The sequence below is a fragment of the Enterobacter sp. KB-221C9 genome (assembly GCF_041320715.1).
GTDB lineage: Bacteria > Pseudomonadota > Gammaproteobacteria > Enterobacterales > Enterobacteriaceae > Enterobacter > Enterobacter asburiae_D.
Genome location: NZ_JBGIWG010000012.1, coordinates 104332 through 123252, shown reverse-complemented (window position 1 = coordinate 123252; position 18921 = coordinate 104332). Strand labels below are relative to the sequence as shown.

Genomic DNA, 18921 nt, shown 5'->3' with positions numbered 1-18921 from the left:
CGGCTCAGGCGTCCGCGGTGGACGCCTCAGCTTCCAGCAGAGACTCAAGCGGTTCCGGCCTGCCAATCAGATAGCCCTGCACATAATCGATGCCTAGCGCGTGAACCGCGCTACGTATCTCTTCCGTCTCGACGTACTCGGCCACTACCAGCATCTTCTTCATGCGCGCCAGATGGCAGATAGACGCCACGATCTGATAATCCAGGCTGTTGTTGACGATATTGCGGATAAAGCTGCCGTCAATCTTGAGAATGTCGGCATCCACGCTTTTCAGCCGCGCATAGCTCGCATACCCGGTACCAAAATCATCAATCGCAATGCGTACCCCCATTTTCTGCAGCTGCTGGAGAATATGTCGCGCCTGCTCCCCGCTGCCGAAAGTGCTGCACTCCGTCACTTCAAAAATGAGCTGCCACGGCTCAATGGCGTATTTCGCCAGCAGGCGGCTCACCTCAAGCGGGAACTGCACCCGGCACACGGTCGACGGGGCCAGATTAATGGCAAAGCGCTGGCCGGGCAGTTTTTCGCGATGCGCGGCAAGGAAGCGCAGGGTATGCTCCAGCACCCACAAATCTACCCGCGAGGAGAGGCCAAACTCCTGCGCGACGGGCAGGAACTGGTCGGGGGAGATCAATAGCCCGTTGACATCCGGCATCCGCAGCAGGACTTCGTGATAGCGATCGCCACGAAGGCCGCGAACGGGTTGAACCAGCAGGGTGAACTCGTCGTTATCGAGCGCCTTTTGCAGGCGGCTCATCATCGCGACTTTATCCTTCAGGCTGCGCTGCAGATGGACAGCCCCACGCTGCTGAAGATTTTCCGGATGGTTGGAGGAGAGCGACAGATCGGCAACCACCCCTAGTTCACCCAGCACCAGATAAAGATGGTTAACCGGGGACCGGACATAGCAATAGCTCACGCCCACCTGCGGCTGCAGCGGCATGCCGTCCCAGACAAAGCGGAACTGTTTAAGATGCTCGTCCAGGGCCTCAATCCGCTGCTGGTGCGATTCCGCGTTGAGCCGTACCGCCAGGTCATACCCGGTCAGGTGATAAACCTGCTCATTGGGCTGGAGCGTGCCATTCACCCACTGCGCCAGCTGCTGTTTGTACTGAATGCGCAGCAACACGCCGTAATTTCGGCCCAGAATTTCCAGCTCCGGAATGCGCAGCAGGCACAGCGCCGACCACGGGTTTTTCGCCAGTTCGCGCGACAGCGCCCGCAGGTTAGGCATATGGACGACCGGGTCGAGCAGCGCCAGACTGCGGGAGCGTTTGTTCACCGCGCGCTGCCGGGTCGCCAGCATCGACATATAAATCACCACAAACGAGAAGACCAGGTAACTGGAAGAGGTGATCGCCAGCTGAATGTCATATCCCGGGTTCACCGGGATATAGCGGTAAAAATAGTGAATAGACACCAGCAGTACCGGTATCCAGATTATCGACACCAGCTTATAGCCAAAACGCATCGCGCCCCAGAGCATCACCGGCATCAGCAGCGACAGGGTGTAGTTAGTGGTGAAAATGGAGCTGTTTTCATTCATCGGGAGCAGCAGCAGCGAAAGCAGCCCGCCAAGCGCGATAGCCCATACAAGAAACTCAACGATCGTCACCTTTTTGTCTATCTGGGAACGGATCTGCGAGATAAGGCTTTTGAGATAGCGCGGATGACGAATCAGGCGGATCAGCAGATAGCTCAGCGGCACGCCCGTCAGCCCGCTGACCAGCAGCGTCTGATAGTTGATGAGCGTGCGAATATTGAGGGGGTTTAATCCCGCAAGGCTCTGCCGGCTCTCATACACGCCCAGGTACACTGCAAACTGAAACAGCAGCAGAAACAGCGTCGCGGGGCAGAAGGCCTGCCAGAAGATGCGCTGCGCCATCAGCCGGATGTCGCCGTACGCGGTCATATTCCGTCTGGGCGCAAACACCCGGTAGCCGCCCCAGCTGAGCACTAAAGGGACGATAAAGTGGAGCACGCCGGCGACCGTTTCGAACATGCCGACCGAGGGGTAATAGCGAATAAACAGCGACAATACGATCCCGGGCAGCGCTTCCAGCCCAAAGAACATCATCAGCGAAAACAAAAATGAGAGGGGTAAATAATAGAGTGCCACAATGCCGTCGCCCAGCTGCGTGAACGTATTCGCAATGCTCAGCACGGGAAGTAAAACCACAGGCAAAATAAGCGGCAGTGCCCACCAGCGGTTTTCATTTTTTTTCAGGAAAGCGAGAATGTTCATAGATGCCCGGTTAAACCCCTTTCGCTCCAGAGGGAAAATAAAGACAGGCATCCAACCTGACGTACGCACCGCCCGGCGGCGTGCGGGGCGAACAGTGTGGAGGAAGGATTTTAAATATCAGGGCCGGGAACCCGTTGACTTAAATCAAACTAATTTACGCAAATATCTTTTTTGCGGTGTTTTTTTGAAATCATTTTCTTCATATTATCAATATGGTAAATGCATTAATTAATTTTAATAACATTAATTAATGTAAACATTGACGGTTATTTACACACAGCAGAATTGACCCCACCTTCCCGCTGTGCCTTAATGTCCCTATCGCCCAAAAGGGCTTACCCAGGATAAACAGAGTGAGTCAGGTCACGCGTATGCGCAAACGACATCAATTTAACACCCGAATGACCCGCATCATACTGCTCATCAGCTTCCTGTTTTTCTTTGGCCGCTTCGTTTACTCTTCGATTGGCGCCTGGTATCACCATCAGGATAAAACCCAGTCGCAGCAGTCCAGCCTGACCGTCGACACCGCTGACCGCTAGGCCGCCGGAGGGTTTTTTACTATCCGAATGATGCCTGCTATCCCTTTGCTGAGGATTTTATCCTGCCGCATCACCACCGCCAGCTGCCGCTGCAGCATGGGCGTAAGCGACGTCACGCATAGCCCTTCGCGATCGGCATCCTGTTCGACCGCCATTCGCGGCACGATGCTATAGCCCAGCCCCGCGCGAACCATGCGTTTGATCGCCTCGATGCTGCCAAGCTGCATCGCCGGCGCGATCGCTAATCCACTGGATGCAAACCAGCCGTCGATCAGCGCCCGGGTGCCGCTGCCTGATTCAAAGGCAATCAGCGGCTGAGCGTGCAGCGCCTCCGGGGTGAACGCCCTGAAAGCCTCCTGCTGCTCCCGCGACGCGATAAAGACAAACTCTTCGTCTATCACCGGCATGACGTCCAGCGCCCTGCCGCTCACCGGCAGCGTCACCAGCCCCATATCGAGACGGTTCTCTTCGATGGCCCTGACGATGTCGAGGGTGTTGCCCGTCGTGACTCCCACGCTCAGGAGCGGATAGTCGCGGCGTAGTTGTTCCAGCAGCGGCGGCAGAAGATGGATGCAGGCCGTTGCCCCCGTACCCAGCGTAATGGTGCCGCTCACATCGTGGCTGAAGGCGCTCACGGACCGGATAGCGTCATCCACCGCCTGCTGAATACGCTCCCCGTGCACCAGCAAAGCCTGCCCGGCAGCCGTCGCCTTAATCCCCCGCCCGGTCCGCTCCACCAGCCGCGTTTGCAGAAACTGCTCCAGCTGGCGTATTTGCAGGCTGACGGCGGGTTGGGAAATGCCCAGCGCATCCGCCGCCGCTGAAAAGCTGCCGCGCTGGATCACCAGACGGAACGTGGCGAGATAGCCCAGATTAAGCGTCGTCATTCAAAGTTTCTCTTATACCGCGCATAAGGTTGCGGCCCTGCCAGCACAATACCGCGCGAGTTATGCTCAGGACAACTGCATAGCGGAATGAAAAATAATGGAAACACCTGCCCTGCCTCGCCGCCTCGCCCTCATGGCGGGATGTAATCAACTCATCAACTGGGGGATCTCGTTTTATATGCCCGGCACCTTTGCGCTGGCCATTGCAGCCGACCGGGGATGGTCATCTCCGCAGATTTACCTCGGCCTGACGCTGGCGATGCTGGTGATGGCAGCGGTTTCCCCTTTTGTCGCCCGCCTGCTGGCACGCTTTGGCGGTCAGACGGTGGTGATGAGCGGCACGTTGCTGATCGCCGCAAGCTGCGCAGGGATGGCGTATACCCAGACGCTTTTTGGCTGGTACTGCGCCTGGCTGGTCACCGGTATAGGGATGCGCCTGTCGCTTTACGATGCGCTGTTCGCCGCGCTGGTGAACCTCTACGGGCAGCAGGCGCGAAGAACAATCTCACGCGTCACGCTGGCGGGCGGGCTGGCCTCCGCCGTCTTCTGGCCGCTGGGCGATGCTCTGCTTCAGGTGATGAGCTGGCAGGAGGCGCTGCGCGTCTATGCTCTCTTCGGCCTGCTGAGCGCGGCGCTGATAAGAATGCTTCCCCGGCAGCGGCTGGCGGTGACGACAAAGGTCGTTGCGCCGCCGCTGAACAACGAGCGGCGTAACGGCTGGCTTTATGCCGCCTTCATTGCCCTCATCACCTTTGTCTCTAACGGCACGTCCACCCATCTGCCGGAGTTTATTGCCCACTTCGGCCTGCCTGTCGCCATCGGCATGCTGTGGGGACTCGGCCAGACGGGCGCTCGCTCGCTGGAAGTGCTGGCGGGTGCCCGCTTAACCCCCTTCAAACTCACGCTTTTTACCGCGCTCGCCATGCCGCTCTGCTTCCTTCTGGGGATGAGCAGCGCCCTGTTTGCGTGGTGTGCGGCCGGTTTTGTGCTGGGCTATGGCGCCATCAACGGGCTGGTCACCATCGTGAAAGCCACGCTGCCGCTGGAGCTGTTTAGCACCGAAAGCTATGCCCGCCGCACCGGCGTGCTGCTGATCCCCGGCCAGCTGATGGCGGCAGCCTCACCGTTTGCCTATGCGTGGCTGAATAAAACGCTGGGGATCGCGGGTGCAATGTGGGTATCAACGTGCCTGACGCTGGTGATTGCCGGGCTGGCGATAGCGATTGTGCGCCGTCCCGGCAGGCAAAGTGTATCGCAATGTATCCAGAGCGCCACGCTGACAAACGGGTACAAAACGCCGCCTCCGGCAAATATCTCCGATACATAAAAATGGTTTTCTTTCCCTGTCGCCATTCAGAACCGATGAGGAGAGAAACCGATGATTCGTCGTTATGCACTTATCCCCCTGCTTGTCCTGGCATCTGTAGTCCATGCCCAGGCCACACCGCTGGACAACCTGAGCGCCGCTGACGTGAACGGCCCCGCCGCCGTTGCTCCGCTGGCGCAGCCGCAGCCGCCCGCAAAGCTGATAGTCGATCCGCCGCTTGCCGGGCCGCTGAGCAAAGGCGCGGTGTTTATTCAGTACCGTGCCGAAAACCTGCGCATCGAGCCGGTATTCGGCCCCGAAGCGCTCAAGGTCACCCCGCGCATCGGGCACATTCACGTGGTGGTGGACGGAGCGCCGTGGCACTGGGCTGACGCCAGCGGAGAGCCGGTGATTCTGGTGGGACTCCCCGCCGGTAAACACAAGGTGACCATTATTCTGGCCGACCCGACGCATAAGCCGCTCGACCACAAAGCCGTTGAATTCACCGTCCCGCCCCACGCGGCGGTCCACCATTTTTAAGAACCCGTCAGTTGAGCAGGCGTGGCGGATCCGGTGAGCACAATTTTGCCCGGCGGCGCTACGCTTGCACGGGCCTACGGTTTAGTAGGCCGGGTAAGCGCAGCGCACCCGGCAAAAAGCAGTGTCGTAGGTCGGGTAAGCGCAGCGCCACCCGACAAGAAAGGCCGTCTCAGTCCCCCCTCTCTACGGGATAATCCCGGTTAATCCACGCGTGGTCCTCTTCCCAGGTGAACATCCATTTGCGCACCGGCCCCGCCATCACGTTGAGGTAGTAGCTGTCATACCCGGCCATCGTCGCCACCGGATGGTAGCCCTTCGGCACCATGACCACGTCACGGTTATAGACCGCCATACACTCATCCAGCGTTCTGTCGTCGGTGTAAACGCGCTGCATGCAGAACCCCTGCTCCGGGTTGAGGCGATGGTAGTAGGTCTCCTCCAGATACGTCTCCTGCGGCGGGTTATCCGTGTCGTGCTTGTGGCTCGGGTACGAGCTGGTGCAGCCCTCGCTGGTCCACACCTCCACCACCAGCAGGCTGTCGGCGGGCCTGTCTTCCGGCAAAATATTATGCACGTAGCGCTGGTTGTTGCCCTTGCCGCGCGCCTCGCCGTCGATATCCTGCGGCGCAATCAGCCGCGTCGGATACGTGCCTTTGCCCGGCGCGGCGCAGACCGCCAGCTCCAGCTTCGTCAGCGCCTTCACCTGCACCGTCTCCTGCGGCGTGACGTACACCGCCCACGGCTTGATGCGCTCGAACGGGCTCATCCGTTCGCCGATGTCGTCAAACTGCGCGGAAGGCGTGCGGATGGAGGCGCATCCGGCCACCAGCACCAGGCAGCGCTCTTCGCTGACGGCGGGCAGCGTCAGCGTCTGCCCCTCCTGCAGCTCATACGCCTCAAAGCCGACGTAGCCCCACCCCGCGCTTTCCGGCGTGACGGACTGGGTGCGCCCCTCCGCGTTCGGCTGTTGCCAGCGTGATAACAGACGTGACATGTCCCCTCCTCAAATCAGTCCGGCGTCGCGGGCCAGACGGCTCAGGTTGTTATACCCCAGACGGGCATAGGTCAGCGGATGGGCAATCGCCGGATCCTGCTCCGCCTCGACCACCAGCCAGCCGTGATAATCCTGCGCCTTCAGCAGCCGCATAATCGGCGGGTAATCGACGCAGCCGTCGCCCGGCACGGTAAACACGCCGCTCAGCACCGCATCGAGGAAGCTGGTTTTACGGTTTTTGACGTCCGCCAGCACGTCGGCACGCACGTCTTTGCAGTGGACGTGGTTGATGCGCGATGCCCAGCGCTGCGCCACCGCCAGCGGATCGGCCCCGGCAAAGGTCAGATGGCCGGTATCCAGCAGTAGCCCCACCGCATCGCCGGTGTGGATCATCAGGTTGTTCACGTCCTCAGCGGACTCAATCACCGTGCCCATATGGTGATGGTAGGCAATCTGCACGCCCTGCTGCTGGGTGTAGCGGGCAAATTCGGTGAGCTTCTCGCCGTACTCCTTCCAGCGTTCCTGCGGGAAGCGCGGGCGCAGGTGCACCGGGGTCTGCTGCTCGCCGTGAATGCAGCCGCTCACTTCCGCAAAGACCAGCACCTTCGCCCCCAGCTCGCGCAGCAGCGTCAGGTGGGACTGCACGGCGGCGATCTCCTCCTCCACGCTGCGCTCCAGCAGGCGACCGGAGTACCAGCCGGAGACCAGCTGCAGGTCGTGACGCTGCAGGATGGGGCCAAGCAGGCGCGCTTCGCGCGGGAATTTATTACCCAGCTCGAAGCCGGCGAAACCGGCCTCTTTACCTTCGCTCAGACAGGTCTCCAGCGACGTCTCCGCGCCGAGAGAAGGCAGATCGTCGTTCGTCCACGTCAGCGGGTTAATGCCCAGTTGTACACTCATTGTCGTCTCCATTATGCGTGTCCGCGCTCGCGCCACCAGGCGATAAGCTGCAGGTAGTTGTCCCGGATGCGCGCCACCAGCTGCGCATCGTCAATATCGTGCTTCAGCCACGCGCGGGAGGCATCGCCAAACAGCGTGCGCCCCACGGCGAAGCCTTTCACCAGCGCCTGCCCTGATGCGGCTTTGAAGTCGGCGCGCAGCTGTTCCGCCGGGGCGTCCAGGCCGAGGATCACCACCCCGCGGCAGTGCGGGTCACGGCGTTCGATAATCTCGCTCAGCGCCGTCCAGCCGTCGGCGGAGAGCGGCGGCAGCTTCCACCAGTCCGGGTAAATACCCAGGTTGTAGAAGCGGGAGATGGCGCGCAGGTAGAGCTCGTCGCTGCGCGGCATGGTCGCGGGCAGGATCACCTCCAGAAGCAGCTCGTGCCCGGACCGGCAGCAGGCGTGGTACACCTCGGCGATTTTCTGCTCCTGCTCCAGGCGCAGGCCGTGGGCATCTTCCGGGTGGAAGAAGACCAGGCACTTCACCACGTGCTCCTGCGGCCAGCTGATAAGCTGGGTGCCGATATTGCCGTGCTCCATCTCCAGCGGCCGGGAGCCCGGCAGCTCGATGGGGCGGCCAATCCACCACCCTTCCCCGGTGATCGCGTTCAGCGCGTCCTGACCAAAGGTGCCGTCGCACAGCAGGCCGGCTTTGCCCTCCAGCCCGGCGCGGCTCGCCGCCTCGCGGCTGGCCTGCAGGATCAGCTGCTTCAGCGCCGGAATGCGCTTAAGCGACGCGCCGCACTGCATTGCCATATCCTCAAGCTGGCTGCGGTGGTCGAAGGCCATCACGCACAGCTCCGGCCACTCGCGGCGGCGCGTGGTCACCCGGTGGAGATGGTTAAGACGCGGGTCGAGATCCGGGCGCGGCACGTTCGAAGCGCGGGAAAGATAGTCATCCAGCTCGATTTTGCTCGGCATCGCCGGGGCGCAGCCGTGGCGCGAGACCACCAGCGCGCCGCAGGCGTTGGCGTAGCGGCACGCCTGCTCCCAGCCCTCGTCGTTCAGGTAGCCGCGCAGCAGGCCGGACATAAACGCGTCCCCTGCCCCGAGGACGTTCAGCACCTCCACGCGCACGCCGGTCACCGTCAGGCCGTCGTCCAGACGGGACGGAATGGCGTCGGTGTAGACCGAGCAGCCGAGCGCGCCGCGTTTGCAGACCAGCGCAGCGTCACTGACGGCGCGCACCTGCCCCAGCGCCAGCAGGGTCTCCGTGCTGCCGCCCGCAATGTGAAACTCCTCTTCGGTGCCGACAATGACGTCGAAGAGGTGCAGCACCTCCTGCAGCTCGCGGGTGACCTTCTCGGCGGCGATAAAGCGCGTTTCGCCGTCGCCTAAGGCGGTGAGCCCCCACAGCACCGGACGGTAGTCGATGTCCAGCACCGTGCGCACGCCGTGGCGGCGGGCATAGCCCAGCGCCGTCAGCACCGCCTCGCGGGTCTGCGGATGAGAAAGATGCGTCCCGGTGATGGCAAGACAACGTGCGGAGGCAATGTAGCGTTCGTCCACATCGCTGGCGGTAATCGCCATGTCCGCGCAGTTATCGCGATAAAAAATCAGTGGAAAGGTGTCCCGGTCTTTAATGCCGAGTAGCACCAGCGCCGTGAGGCGTTGTTTATCGGTAATCAGATGGCTGGTATCGCAGCCCACCTGGTTGAGTTCTTCCCGCAGGAAGTGACCCATATGTTCATCGCCGACGCGCGCCAGCATCGACGAGCGCAGGCCCTGACGTGCGGTGCCGTACGCCACGTTGCCGGACGACCCGCCGAGATATTTGGCGAAGCTCGACGCGTCCTCCAGACGGGCACCAATCTGCTGGCTGTAGAGGTCTACCGCCACGCGGCCCATGCATATCACATCAAACTGCTTTTCCACGTTGATACCTCATCAGACAATGTCGTTCACGTTCAGCCAGCGGCCTTCCCGGTGCGAAAGTGCAATCGCGTCCAGCACGCGCGACACCTTCCAGCCCTCTTCGAAGTCCGGCCACATCGGCGCGTCGGCGGCAATCCCGTCCACCAGGTCGCGCACCTCCACCGTTTTTTGATCGTTAAAGCCAATCCCGTGTCCCGCGCCCATGCAGAACGCGGCGTAGTCCGGGTGTGACGGGCCAACGAGCAGCGTGCGGAACCCCTGACGGTTCACCGGATCGTCATGCAGATAGAGCTTCAGCTCCGCCATGCGCTCCTGGGTAAAACTGATGGCGCCCTTCGTTCCGGTAATGACATACGACAGCCCCATCTTGCGGCCGCAGGCAACGCGGGAGGTTTCAATCACGCCCTGCGCACCGCCCGCAAAACGCACCATCGCGTGTGCCTGATCCTCGTTTTCGACGGCAATCATCTCCGACGATCCGGCCTTCGCCGGGCGCTCCGGGACCACGATCTTCAGGTCGCCGCAGACCTGCTCGATATCCCCCACCAGGTACTGAGCCATATTGACGATATGCGCCGCGAGGTCGCCCAGCGCCCCCAGCCCGGCGGTCTCTTTAAAGCAGTGCCAGTGAATGGGCGACAGCGGGTCGGCCATATAGTCTTCGTTGTGGGTGCCGTAGAAGTGGATCACCTCGCCAATCTCGCCGCGGGCGATAATCTCCTTCGCCAGCTGCGCGGTCGGGTTCTTCATGTAGTTGAACCCCACCAGCGTTTTCACCCCGGCCCGCTTCGCGGCGTCGACCATCTCGCGCGCGTCGTGGGCGTTAAGCGCCAGCGGCTTCTCGGAGTAGACGTGCTTGCCGTGGCGGATCGCCTCCAGCGCCATCTCCTTATGCAGGTGGTTGGGTGAACAAATATCCACCACGTCAATGGCCGGGTCGGCCACCAGCGCCCGCCAGTCCCCGGTGGAGCGGTTGAAGCCAAACGCCTGCGCGCGCTCTGCCGCCAGCTCCGGCGTGACTTCCGCCACCATCTCGCGCACCAGCCTGCCGCGCAGGTTGAACACCGTCGGGGCCTGGGCATAGGCGATAGCGTGCGCCTTGCCGATATACCCGGTGCCAATTAATCCAATACGAACCTCTTTCATCGTGATCCTCACAGTGCGCCGCGACGGCTTTTGGCATAGGTATCGAATGCCACCGCCAGAACGATAATTAATCCGGTGATAATTTGCTGGTAGTAGGCCGAGACGTTCATCAGCACCAGGCCGTTAATCAGAATGCCCATAATGATGGAGCCGATAATGGTGCCGCCGATGCGCCCGTAGCCGCCCATCAGCGAGGTGCCGCCGATCACCACCGAGGCGATGACGCGCAGCTCAAAGGAGATCCCGGCCACCGCCTCGGCGCTTCCCAGTCGCGCGCTCAGGATGAAGCCCGCCAGCCCCGCCAGACAGCCGATCAGCACGTAGACGCTGACCAGCACGCGCTTGACGTTGACCCCCGCCAGGCGCGCCGCCTCCGGGTTGCCGCCGATGGCGTAGACGAAGCGGCCCCAGCGGGTTTTATGCAGCGCCAGATAGCCGCCGACGGCGACGATGGCGAAGATCCAGATAGGAATAGAGATGCCGAGCAGCTCCCCGCGCCCCCACCAGCGGTAGCCAGGGTCGAAACCGGCAATCGGCGCGCCGTCGTTAATCACCAGCGTCAGGCCGCGCCAGATGGTCATCCCGCCGAGGGTAACGATGAACGGCGGCAGGCGCAGGCGGGTGACGCCCAGTCCGTGCAGGAAGCCAATCGCCGTGCCCATGGCCAGACAAATCCCCAGCCCGATCAGCCAGCTCATGCCGCCCCAGGCGTTCGGGTCGACGGTGGTGAAGTTGTCGCCTTTGATCACGTACGCCGCGGTCATGGCGCACACCGCCAGAATGGAGCCGACGGAGAGGTCAATCCCGGCGGTCAGAATGACGAAGGTCATCCCCACGGCCATGATCCCGTAGATGGAGACTTCGGTCAGGATGTTGAAAATATTGCGTTCAGAGAAAAAATTGCTGTTCTGCGACTGGAAGAAGATCAGCAGCAGGATCATGAAAATCAGCACTCCGAAGCGCTCGAAGAAGGCGATGGGATCGATGCGTCCGGCGCGTTTGACCGGGGCCTGCGTTTTAGAAATCATCTGCGTCATGAGAAACTCCGTTATGCCGCGTTCAGGGCGTTGTGGTTGATGGCCATCATCGTCATCAGCCGTTCTTCGTTAGCGTCGTCACCGTGGATCTCGCCGGTCACCCGGCCTTCGCTGAGGGTGATGATCCGGTCAGACACCGCCATCACTTCAGGCAGATCGGAGGAGATCACGATCACCGCCACGCCCTTTTTCGCCATGTCAAACAGCACCTGGTGCACTTCCGATTTGGTCCCCACGTCGATGCCGCGCGTCGGCTCATCGACGATCAGCACCCGCGGGTTAAGCGCCATGCAGCGCGCGAGGATCACCTTTTGCTGGTTGCCGCCGGAGAGCTTTCGCACCTCCTGCTCGCTGTTGACCATTTTGATCTGCAGCGCCTGGCGGTAGGACTCAATCAGGTCGTCCTCTTTGCGGGTGTTCACGAACCAGCGCCACTGCAGCAGCGAGGAGAGGCAGGAGAGCGACAGGTTGTCGCGGATCGACAGCCCCAGCACCGCCCCCTCTTTTTTGCGATCTTCCGGCACCAGCGCCAGGCCCTGATCGAGGGCATACAGCGGGTCGCGCGGCTGGTACGGCACGCCGTCCAGCTCAAAGCTCCCGGAGGTAAAGGCATCAGCGCCAAACAGGCAGCGGGCGACTTCGGTACGTCCCGCGCCCACCAGCCCGGCAATGCCCAGAACTTCCCCGGCGTGGACGTGGAAGCTGATGTCGTGCAGGGCAATACCGTGCGGATCGAGCGGCGGCTTTTCGCGGCTCAGCCCCTTCACCGCCAGGCGGACGGGTTTGTCCTCATGATGGGTTTCGCTTGCAGGGCGACGGTTAAAGGCCACGTCGCGTCCGACCATCAGGCGAATCAGCTGTTCGACGTTGGTCTCCGCCACCGCGCCGGTGCCGGTGAAACGGCCGTCCTGGAAAACGGTAAAGCGATCGCAGAGCTGGAAAACCTCGTGCAGACGGTGGGTAACATAAATAATGCTCACGCCGCGGTTTTTAAGCTCCCGCACCACGCGGTGCAGGCTTTCCACCTCGCTGTCGCTCAGCGCGGCGGAAGGTTCGTCCATAATGATTAACCGGGCGTTGAGGGTCAGCGCCCGGGCGATCTCCACCATCTGCTGTTGGGCCACGCTCAGACGGGCGACCGGCGTGGTCGGGGCGACGTTCAGCTGCAGGTAATCGAGAATGACCTGCGCCTCCTGGTTAACCGCCCTTTCGTCGACGATCAGGTTACGCCTGCGCGGCTCGCGCCCGAGAAACATGTTTTCCGCGACGGTCATGTTGGGCAGCAGGTTGAATTCCTGATAGATGGTGATAATGCCCTTGTTCTGGCGCGCCACCGGGGAGTCGTCCACCGGCAGCGTTTCGCCGTTGAACCAGATATCCCCGCGCGTTTGCGGCTGTGCGCCCGCGAGCGCCTTCAGCAGCGTGGATTTTCCCGCCCCGTTTTCCCCCAGCAGGGCGTGAATTTCTCCGCTGCCGACGGTCAGCTGAGCGCTGCTCAGCGCCCAGACGCCGGAAAAGCTTTTTGCCAGGTCGGTCACTTTCAGTAAGGGTTGCGACATCAGTCTGCTCCTCCTCATGATGAGCCGCCAGAGGCGGCTCGGGACATATTAGTTACCGGCCTCACCGATACGCTCAGCCTGCTGCAGGTTCTCTTTGGTGATCAGCGTCGGCGGGTAGTCGGCCCCGGTGATGGCTTTCTTCTCGCGAACGTTGGCCACCAGCTGGCTCATTGCCGTCTGCACCGCAAAGCCCGGACGCTGATCCGCCGTTACCGCCAGCCAGCCGTCGCGCACGCGGGCCAGCGCTTCCGGCACCGCATCAAAGCCGGTTACGAGGATTTCACCCGGCTTCACGCCCTGGCTCTGCAGCGCTTCAATCGCCCCCAGCGCCATATCGTCGTTGGCGGAGAGGATCACCTGCGGGCGCTTCGGCAGCGAAGGCAGCACGCTTTCAACGATGCGCATCCCTTCCGAACGCATCCAGTTGCCGGTCTGATCGGCGACGATCTTGTATTTGTCCCCGCCCGCCTTCAGGCTGTCGCGGATCCCTTTGGTGCGTTCAATATTGGAAGAGGAGCCCGGCTGGCCGGTGAGGAGAATGATGTCCGCGCCGTTGGGGAATTTGGTTTTGACGAAGTCGCCAACCGCCTGGCCGCCCTTGTAGTTGTTGGCGCCAAAGTGCGGCACTTTCTTCTGGCTGTCGACGGAGCGGTCAAGGGTGACGATCGGCAGCTTCGCATCCTGAATTTCATCCACCGCGCTGGAGACCGCATTGACGTCGTTCGGGGAGACGATAAAGCCCTGCGCCCCGCGAGTAATGGCGTTTTCCAGGTCAGCCACCTGCTTCGGCGAGCTGCCCTGTCCGTCCAGCACCTGAAGCTTCACGCCCATCTCTTTTGCGGCCTTCACCGCCGTGCGCTGCATGTGAACTTCAAACGGCATGGCCAGGTTTGGCGTACTGAAAACAATTTGCTCGTTTTCGGCGAGGGCGGCCCCGGACGTCATGGCGATGAGGGCGGCTACGATCAGTTTTTTCATTATTATGTCTCTCTGTGTAGGGTTGTTGTGTTTAGAGGACGATCTCGCGCTGGCTACGCAGTGACTCCAGCGCTTTATCCGCAAGGTACAGCGCACGTTCACCATCATCGCCGCTGCAGTCTGGTACCGCTTCGCCGCGCAGGACCGCAACAAAGTGTTCCCATTCCGCGGCGTAAGCGGATTTGTAACGCTGCAGGAAGAAGTGTTCCGGCAGCGCGCTGGCGCAGCCCTGTTTGCCGTAGTGCTGCACCTGGTTTTCAAGAATATTGCCCGCGCACAGCAGCCCTTCGGAGCCGTGCAGCTCCAGTCGCTGGTCGTAGCCGTAAGATGAGCGGCGGCTGTTGACGATGGTCGCCATCGCGCCGGAGGCATATTTCAGAACGATAAACGCGGTATCGATATCCCCCGCCTCGCCAATCGCCGGATCCACCAGGTTGCTGCCCTGGGCATACACCGACACCGGCTCTTCGCCCATGATGAAGCGGGCCATGTCAAAGTCATGAATGGTCATATCGCGGAACATGCCGCCGGAGACGCGCACGTACTCCGCAGGCGGCGGAGACGGATCGCGGGAGATGATGAGCAGCGATTCCGGTTTGCCGATGCGCCCGGCCTGCACGTCGGTTTTCACGCGGCGGAACTGCGGGTCAAAGCGGCGGTTAAAGCCGATGAACAGCGGCACGTCGTACTCTTTGACCACCTTCAGGCAGTCGCGCACGCGGGCGAGGTCAAGGTGTACCGGCTTTTCGCAGAAGATGGTCTTGCCGTGGCGGGCGGCCATTTCAATCAGATCCGCGTGGGTATCGGTTGCGGAGGCAATCAGCACGGCGTGAACGTTAGGGTCGGCCATCGCCTCATCCAGGCTCTGCTGGCGGGCCTGATACTGCGCGGCGAGGCGGGTGGCAAATTCCTTATTCGGGTCAACCACGGACCAGAGCGTGGTCGCGCCGTGGCTGGCGATGTTAGCTGCATGTACCTGGCCAATTCGGCCAGCGCCCAGTAAAGCAATGTTAAACATAACGGCTCCCGGTGTTGGTGAATGCGGTGAACTAACGACCCTATAAATAAAACATTTATTTCATTTTTATAAATAGTGAAAATTATGTTTTTGAGTGCGGGTTAACACTTTTGAGATGAATGAGATAAATTTTGTTATCAATCTCACAACATGGCGGGAGGGATGCCCCTCCATTACACAGGGGCGAGGGAGAAAAAACCGCACCGATCCGTCCCCCTCTCCCTGAGGGAGAGGGTTAGGGTGAGGGGAAAAACAAAAATGAAATGAAAATTTCGTTACGGCAGGAAAACTCAATACTGGCGGGCTTTTTTCACCTGCGCCTGCGTTTGCTCAGCGGCCTCACGCACGGCAGACGACGTCGCCACCTGCGCATCACCGGTTCGCCACCATGAGGCGTAGTCGTGGGTCATGGTCTTCGGCAGCACCTTGATGTCCAGCAGCGTCGGGCCCGGATGCGCCCGAGACGCCTCAAGCGCCGCCAGCAGGCTTTTCTCATCGTTCACCCGCCACGCGCGGCAGCCGTAGCTTTCCGCGTTTTGCGCAAAATCGACTTTCACCAGCGGTCCGTCAAGCCGCCCGGTTTCCGGGTTGCGATGGCGGTTTTCCGTGCCAAAGCTGCCCATGCCGTGCCCCATCTGCAGGTTGTTAATGCAGCCGAAGCTGGCGTTATCAAACAGCAGAACGGCGATCTTAATGCCCTCCTGAACGGCGGTTTGCAGCTCGGAGTGCAGCATCATGTAGGAGCCATCCCCCACCATGGCGTACACCGGCAGTTCGGGTCTGGCGAGCTTCGCGCCGAGGGCCGCCGCAATCTCGTAGCCCATGCAGGAGTAGCCGTACTCCAGGTGATAGCTGTCCGGCGTTTTGACCTGCCAGAGGCGCTGTAAATCGCCCGGCAGCGAACCGGCCGCGCCCACCACAACGGCGTTATCTTCAATATGCTGGTTGATCAGCCCCAGCACCCGCGTCTGGGTCAGGCGGGTGTTGAGCGTCTCACCGTATTCCGCCAGCTGCGCGTCCAGGTGCCCCGCCACTTCGGGCGCGTCGTCAGGGCGCCACTGGCGTTCCCAAAGCCGACGGCACTCGTCGCGCCAGGCGGATTTCGCCTCGGCGATCGCCTCTCCCCAGCCGCTGCGATAATCCCCGAGCGCGTGGGTTAAGGCCTGCAGCCCGGTTCGGGCATCGGCAACCAGCGCGGTCGCGTCCAGCTTCAGGGCATCAAACTCGGCCACGTTCAGCAGCAGGAATTCGACGTCCGGATGGGAAAAGAGCGCCTTGGAGCCGGTGGTAAAATCGGTCAGGCGCGTGCCGATGCCAATCACTAAATCGGCCTGTGGCGCGAGCTGGTTGGCGGCCATTCCCCCCGTCACCCCTACGCCGCCCAGGTTAAGTGGGTGGTCACTTACCAGCGCCCCCTTTCCGGCCTGGGTTTCGGCAAACGGCAGCCGCAGCGTCTCGACAAACTCGCGAAACGCCTCATGCGCGCCGGAATAGCGCACGCCGCCGCCGCACACCACCAGCGGGCGACGCTTGCGGGCGATCAGCGCCCGCGCCTGCGCCAGACGCTGCGGGTCAGGCGGACGACGCTCGATGTGATGCACGCGACGCGCGAAGAAGCTCAGCGGGTAATCCCAGGCCTCCCCCTGCACGTCCTGCGGCAGGCAGATGGTCACCGCCCCGGTATTGGCGGGGTCAGTAAGCGTTCGCATCGCGCTTAGCATGGCGCTCATCAGCTGCTCGGGGCGGTTAATGCGGTCCCAGTAGCGGGAGACCGGACGGAAGCAGTCGTTAGTGCTGATGCTGAGATCGTGATACTGCTCGATCTGCTGCAGCACCGGGTCCGGCTGGCGGCTGGCGTAGATATCGCCCGGCAGCAGCAGCAGCGGGATGCGGTTCGCCGTGGCGGTGGCCGCGGCGGTCACCATATTGGCGGCGCCCGGCCCGACGGAGGAGGTGACGGCAAAAATGCGCTGACGGCGGTGCTGTTTGGCGAATCCCGTCGCCATATGGGCGATGCCCTGCTCGTTGCAGCCCTGCATCACCTGCAGATGGCCCGGGTCCTGCTCCAGCGCCTGGCCGATACCCAGCACGTTGCCGTGTCCAAAGATAGTGGCCACGCCCTCCACGAAGGGCGTTTCATTGCCATCCACGCTGACGTACTGTTGATTAAGGAACCGGACCAGCGCCTGGGCCATGGTCATACGTTCGGTTTGCATAAAACCTCCTGTCAGCCCAGCGTTGGCATGGAGAACGCAGCGCCTGTCTCCTGCTGCATTTCCGGCCAGCGCGCGGTAATGGTTTTCATTCGGGTATAGAAGCGCACGCCGTCGCTGCCGTGAACGTTGAGCGCGCCAAAAATCGAGCGCTTCCAGCCGCCGAAGCTGTGGAACGCCATCGGCACCGGGATCGGCACGTTGACCCCCACCATGCCCGCCTGCACCTCTTCGCAGAAGCGGCGCGCGCAGCCGCCGTCACGGGTGAAGATTGCCGAGCCATTACCATATTCATGACGGTTAATCAGATCCACCGCGCTGGCGTAATCTGCTACGCGCACCACAGAAAGCACCGGGCCAAAAATCTCTTCTTTATAGATGGTCATCTCCGGGGTGACGTTATCGAACAGCGTCGGTCCGACGAAGTAGCCCTGCTCGTGGCCCTTCACCCTGAAGCCGCGACCGTCCACGCGAAGTTTCGCTCCCTGTGCTTCCCCGCTGTCGATGTAGCCCAGCACCTTGCTGCGGTGTGCGGAGGAGATAAGCGGCCCCATTTCGTTTTCCGGCGACTGGTCCAGGCCCGGCCCGACGCGCAGCGCGGCAATCTGTTTTTCCAGCCTGGCGCAGAGGTCATCGGCGGTTTTATCCCCCACCGCCAGCACCACCGAGAGCGCCATGCAGCGTTCCCCCGCCGCGCCGTAGGCCGCGCCCATGATGGCGTTGGTCGCCATCTCCATGTCGGCGTCCGGCATCAGGATGCAGTGGTTTTTCGCGCCGCCCAGCGCCTGACAGCGCTTGCCGTGGGCGGACGCGGTCTGGTAAATGTATTCCGCAATCGGCGTGGAGCCGACAAAGCTCACCGCCTGCACGCGCGGGTCGGTCAGGAGCACGTCAACGGACTCTTTATCGCCCTGCACCACGTTGAACACGCCGTCCGGCAGGCCGGCCTCTTTCAGCAGCTGCGCCAGCGCGAGCGCCAGAGAAGGATCTTTTTCCGACGGCTTCAGCACGAAGGTATTGCCGGTCGCCAGCGCAATCGGGAACATCCACATCGGCACCATCGCCGGAAAGTTAAACGGCGTGATCCCTGCGCAGACCCCGAGCGGCTGCATCAGCGAGTGGCTGTCGACGCCGGTGCCGACGTTCGCAGAGTGTTCACCCTTTTGCAGATGCGGGATGCCGCAGGCAAACTCCACCACTTCCAGGCCGCGGGTCAGTTCCCCCACCGCGTCGGAGAAGACCTTGCCGTGCTCTTCGCTGATGATGCGGGCCAGTCGCTCCATGTTCTCTTCCAGCAGCGCCTTGAAGCGGAACATCACGCGCGCGCGCTTAAGCGGAGCATGGCGCGCCCACGCCGGAAACGCCTGCTGCGCGGCGGCAATCGCCTGTTCGGTTTCCCGCGCCGTACTCATCACCACCTGGCGGATCTGCTCGCCGGTGGCCGGGTTGAAGATCGCCTGAACGCGCTGGCCTGAACCGGTGACACATTCGCCGTGAATAAAATTCGCTACCGTCTCCATCCTTAACCTCTCGCTGTTGATACGTGACTGTTACCTGAACACTGTGTACTGAACACTATATATGAAACAAATATTCCATTTTAAGTTGAAATAAAATAAATGATGATTATTGTGATCAAG

At 61.5% G+C, this 18921-nt stretch carries 14 protein-coding genes and 1 pseudogene; 3 read left to right on the top strand and 12 right to left on the bottom strand.

The features are described from left to right. Window positions 1-4 precede the first annotated feature (4 nt). The gene (locus tag AB8846_RS17645; RefSeq protein WP_370733295.1) at window positions 5-2245 is read right to left on the bottom strand and encodes an EAL domain-containing protein; all 2241 of its coding nucleotides are present in this window, start codon (window positions 2243-2245) and stop codon (window positions 5-7) included. A 353-nt stretch (window positions 2246-2598) separates the two neighbouring features. On the opposite strand from AB8846_RS17645, the gene AB8846_RS17640 reads away from it, so the two are divergent. Beyond that, window positions 2599-2787 carry a YfgG family protein gene (locus tag AB8846_RS17640; protein WP_029739958.1) on the top strand — a complete coding sequence of 63 codons (189 nt, stop codon included), beginning with the start codon at window positions 2599-2601 and terminating at the stop codon, window positions 2785-2787. Here AB8846_RS17640 and AB8846_RS17635 read toward each other — a convergent pair. Next, window positions 2784-3699: pseudogene (locus AB8846_RS17635) on the bottom strand (LysR family transcriptional regulator). The gene AB8846_RS17640 and the pseudogene AB8846_RS17635 sit on opposite strands and share 4 nt — an antisense overlap. Before the next feature lie 72 nt (window positions 3700-3771). Here AB8846_RS17635 and AB8846_RS17630 point away from each other — a divergent pair. Both AB8846_RS17630 and AB8846_RS17625 read left to right on the top strand, forming a co-directional pair. After that, window positions 3772-5001, top strand: coding sequence for an MFS transporter (locus AB8846_RS17630; protein WP_370733294.1), 1230 nt, complete (start codon window positions 3772-3774; stop codon window positions 4999-5001). A 51-nt stretch (window positions 5002-5052) separates the two neighbouring features. Continuing rightward, window positions 5053-5520, top strand: coding sequence for a DUF6130 family protein (locus tag AB8846_RS17625; protein ID WP_331411631.1), 468 nt, complete (start codon window positions 5053-5055; stop codon window positions 5518-5520). Between the two features lie 169 nt (window positions 5521-5689). Here AB8846_RS17625 and iolB read toward each other — a convergent pair whose 3' ends face one another. The 10 genes from iolB to AB8846_RS17575 form a co-directional block, all read right to left on the bottom strand. Continuing rightward, window positions 5690-6514: a 5-deoxy-glucuronate isomerase gene (gene iolB / locus AB8846_RS17620; protein WP_370733293.1), complete on the bottom strand. Its 825-nt coding sequence runs from the start codon at window positions 6512-6514 to the stop codon at window positions 5690-5692. Between the two features lie 9 nt (window positions 6515-6523). Beyond that, a complete protein-coding gene (gene iolE / locus AB8846_RS17615) occupies window positions 6524-7414 on the bottom strand; it encodes a myo-inosose-2 dehydratase (protein ID WP_370733292.1) in 891 nt (296 codons plus the stop codon). A gap of 11 nt (window positions 7415-7425) precedes the next feature. Next, window positions 7426-9330, bottom strand: coding sequence for a 5-dehydro-2-deoxygluconokinase (gene iolC / locus AB8846_RS17610; protein WP_370733291.1), 1905 nt, complete (start codon window positions 9328-9330; stop codon window positions 7426-7428). A 12-nt stretch (window positions 9331-9342) separates the two neighbouring features. Then, on the bottom strand, window positions 9343-10476 hold the full coding sequence (locus AB8846_RS17605; protein WP_370733290.1) for a Gfo/Idh/MocA family protein: 1134 nt from the start codon (window positions 10474-10476) through the stop codon (window positions 9343-9345). Window positions 10477-10484: 8 nt separating this feature from the next. Continuing rightward, complete coding sequence (locus tag AB8846_RS17600) at window positions 10485-11513, bottom strand: ABC transporter permease (protein ID WP_028014045.1); 1029 nt, start codon at window positions 11511-11513, stop codon at window positions 10485-10487. A gap of 11 nt (window positions 11514-11524) precedes the next feature. Further along, the gene (locus tag AB8846_RS17595; protein ID WP_370733289.1) at window positions 11525-13072 is read right to left on the bottom strand and encodes a sugar ABC transporter ATP-binding protein; all 1548 of its coding nucleotides are present in this window, start codon (window positions 13070-13072) and stop codon (window positions 11525-11527) included. A gap of 48 nt (window positions 13073-13120) precedes the next feature. Continuing rightward, entirely contained in the window at window positions 13121-14050 is a 930-nt protein-coding gene (locus AB8846_RS17590; protein ID WP_023333011.1) for a sugar ABC transporter substrate-binding protein, read from the bottom strand. Between the two features lie 31 nt (window positions 14051-14081). Continuing rightward, window positions 14082-15068, bottom strand: a complete 987-nt coding sequence (gene iolG / locus AB8846_RS17585; RefSeq protein ID WP_370733288.1) for an inositol 2-dehydrogenase — start codon at window positions 15066-15068, stop codon at window positions 14082-14084. 290 nt (window positions 15069-15358) lie between these two features. Then, entirely contained in the window at window positions 15359-17284 is a 1926-nt protein-coding gene (gene iolD, locus AB8846_RS17580; protein ID WP_370733287.1) for a 3D-(3,5/4)-trihydroxycyclohexane-1,2-dione acylhydrolase (decyclizing), read from the bottom strand. A gap of 11 nt (window positions 17285-17295) precedes the next feature. Next, entirely contained in the window at window positions 17296-18801 is a 1506-nt protein-coding gene (locus AB8846_RS17575) for a CoA-acylating methylmalonate-semialdehyde dehydrogenase (RefSeq protein ID WP_370733286.1), read from the bottom strand. Between the last annotated feature and the right edge of the window lie 120 nt (window positions 18802-18921).

What these genes read in the sequence shown, in the direction of transcription:
- AB8846_RS17645 (WP_370733295.1), bottom strand. Translation starts at nt 2,245, where the DNA reads ATGAACATTCTCGCTTTCCTGAAAAAAAATGAAAACCGCTGGTGGGCA.
- AB8846_RS17630 (WP_370733294.1), top strand. Translation starts at nt 3,772, where the DNA reads ATGGAAACACCTGCCCTGCCTCGCCGCCTCGCCCTCATGGCGGGATGT.
- AB8846_RS17625 (WP_331411631.1), top strand. Translation starts at nt 5,053, where the DNA reads ATGATTCGTCGTTATGCACTTATCCCCCTGCTTGTCCTGGCATCTGTA.
- iolB (WP_370733293.1), bottom strand. Translation starts at nt 6,514, where the DNA reads ATGTCACGTCTGTTATCACGCTGGCAACAGCCGAACGCGGAGGGGCGC.
- iolE (WP_370733292.1), bottom strand. Translation starts at nt 7,414, where the DNA reads ATGAGTGTACAACTGGGCATTAACCCGCTGACGTGGACGAACGACGAT.
- AB8846_RS17605 (WP_370733290.1), bottom strand. Translation starts at nt 10,476, where the DNA reads ATGAAAGAGGTTCGTATTGGATTAATTGGCACCGGGTATATCGGCAAG.
- AB8846_RS17600 (WP_028014045.1), bottom strand. Translation starts at nt 11,513, where the DNA reads ATGACGCAGATGATTTCTAAAACGCAGGCCCCGGTCAAACGCGCCGGA.
- AB8846_RS17595 (WP_370733289.1), bottom strand. Translation starts at nt 13,072, where the DNA reads ATGTCGCAACCCTTACTGAAAGTGACCGACCTGGCAAAAAGCTTTTCC.
- AB8846_RS17590 (WP_023333011.1), bottom strand. Translation starts at nt 14,050, where the DNA reads ATGAAAAAACTGATCGTAGCCGCCCTCATCGCCATGACGTCCGGGGCC.
- iolG (WP_370733288.1), bottom strand. Translation starts at nt 15,068, where the DNA reads ATGTTTAACATTGCTTTACTGGGCGCTGGCCGAATTGGCCAGGTACAT.
- iolD (WP_370733287.1), bottom strand. Translation starts at nt 17,284, where the DNA reads ATGCAAACCGAACGTATGACCATGGCCCAGGCGCTGGTCCGGTTCCTT.
- AB8846_RS17575 (WP_370733286.1), bottom strand. Translation starts at nt 18,801, where the DNA reads ATGGAGACGGTAGCGAATTTTATTCACGGCGAATGTGTCACCGGTTCA.